General features: G+C 62.2%; 2 protein-coding genes. Both read right to left on the bottom strand.

Translation table 11 applies throughout. From position 1 onward, the window contains the following. A protein-coding gene (locus MBENS4_RS25645) for an IS630 family transposase (RefSeq protein ID WP_445321539.1) occupies window positions 1-872 on the bottom strand; the annotation gives its coding sequence in 2 pieces (ribosomal slippage) (window positions 1-584 and window positions 584-872; 873 coding nt annotated over the 2 pieces). This gene is flagged as partial in the annotation. Beyond that, window positions 775-982: hypothetical protein (locus MBENS4_RS27095; protein ID WP_242405117.1), on the bottom strand; the 208-nt coding region annotated here is incomplete at its 5' end. The genes MBENS4_RS25645 and MBENS4_RS27095, both read right to left, overlap by 98 nt.

Here is a 982-nt window from a genome sequence, read left to right on the forward strand (position 1 = left end):
GAAGTAGTTGGCGCATTCCTGAGGCTGGAAGATATCGACGAGTTTGCCGATCAAGCTCCACAGGCCGCTGACCGTTCGCTCGCCCGCTTTACGGAGCATGGCCTTCAAGCGGGAGAACGCTTTCTCGATCGGGTTGAAGTCTGGGCTGTAGGGCGGGAGAAAGCGCAGGGTTGCGCCTGCAGCCTCGATGAGCACCTGCACCGATGCGCGCTTGTGGCTCGACAGGTTGTCCATGATGACGACGTCGCCGGGCCGCAGTTCCGGGACGAGGACCTGAGCGACGTAGGCTTCGAACCAGTCACCGTTAATCGGTCCATCGAGCACCATGGGCGCGACCATGCCAGTCATGCGCAGGCCAGCGACGAGAGTGGTGGTTTTGCGGTGGCCGTGCGGGAAGCCCATCCGCAGTCGCTCGCCTTTCGGGCAACGTCCGTGGCTGCGGGTCATATTGGTCGCGGTCCAGGTTTCGTCGATGAAGACCAGGCGCTCCGGTTCGAGATCGAGTTGACCCTCGAACCAGTCCTGACGCTGTTTCAGGACGTCTGGTCGATCTTGCTCTATCGCATGGCCTGTCTTTTGTTGCGCGTCAGGCCACGGCGAACAAAAAAGCGATGTAGCCCGGCTACGGAAACGGCCATTCCCTTGTCCGCAAGCGCCAGACGTAGTTCTTCGAGGGTGATGTCCCTGCGCTCCTCCCAAATGGCCAGAATGTCCGCTGCCCGCTCTTCCACCCGCCGCGAGCGCATATCCCCGCCGCGCGGCTTTGGGGCTATGTCACCCGTCTCGCGCTGCTGTGCCCGCCAACGGACCGCCGTTGATGGTGCAACACCGAACCGGGCCGCCGCAGCACGGCAACTCGATCCACTGTCCACCGCTGCCAACAGCCGAGTGCGCAAATCCATCGAAAGAGCCATCCATGCCGGCCTCCTTCACCAGCACGGATTCTGAATCAGAAATCGCGCCCGAAGGGAATCCCAGACCG

The organism is Novosphingobium sp. MBES04, from assembly GCF_000813185.1.
Classification (GTDB): domain Bacteria; phylum Pseudomonadota; class Alphaproteobacteria; order Sphingomonadales; family Sphingomonadaceae; genus Novosphingobium; species Novosphingobium decolorationis.